The sequence below is a fragment of the Vreelandella vilamensis genome (genome assembly GCF_031451755.1).
Classification (GTDB): domain Bacteria; phylum Pseudomonadota; class Gammaproteobacteria; order Pseudomonadales; family Halomonadaceae; genus Vreelandella; species Vreelandella vilamensis.
The window spans coordinates 1-593 of record NZ_JARWAN010000072.1 but is presented as its reverse complement, the minus strand read 5'-3'; the positions used below and the strand labels follow the sequence as shown (position 1 = coordinate 593).

At 53.3% G+C, this 593-nt stretch carries 1 protein-coding gene; it reads left to right on the top strand.

All coding sequences use genetic code 11. From position 1 onward, the window contains the following. Nucleotides 1-593, top strand: a 593-nt coding sequence (locus QC823_RS16190) for a DDE-type integrase/transposase/recombinase (RefSeq protein WP_309657368.1), incomplete at both ends; no start/stop codon positions are given.

The following is a 593-nucleotide window of genomic DNA, read 5'->3' as shown; positions in this document are numbered from 1 at the left end:
GTGCGGCGCTATTGCCGAGGATCAGCGTCCATACACGATGCAAAGCAGGCAGTCACATCAGCTGACGCATGAGGAAGAGCAAGCCATTTTGAACATGTGTCACCGTCCCGAGTATCAGAGCTTGCCGCCGTCTCAAATCGTGCCATTACTGGCAGACAAAGGCCTCTACCTGGCCTCCGAGTCGTCGTTCTATCGGGTATTGAAAAAGCATCAACAACAGCACCATCGAGGCCGTATGAAACCACGCCGCCAAGTGCCCGAGCCTACCAGCTTTACTGCTACCGGACCGAATCAGGTCTGGAGCTGGGATATTAGTTATTGCGCTTCTGTTGTGCGAGGCCAGCACTGGTATCTCTACCTGATTATGGACATCTACAGCCGCAAAATCATTGCTTGGGAAGTCCACGACACGGAATCGGGCGAGTTGGCTAAACAGCTAATAGAACGCGCCTTGTTGCGAGAAGGTTGCTGGCATCAGCCGCCCGTATTGCACTCAGATAACGGGGCACCGATGACGTCCTATACGCTTAAAGCGAGACTAACAGAACTGGGCATGTTGATGTCTTACAGTCGGCCGAGAGTGAGCAACGACA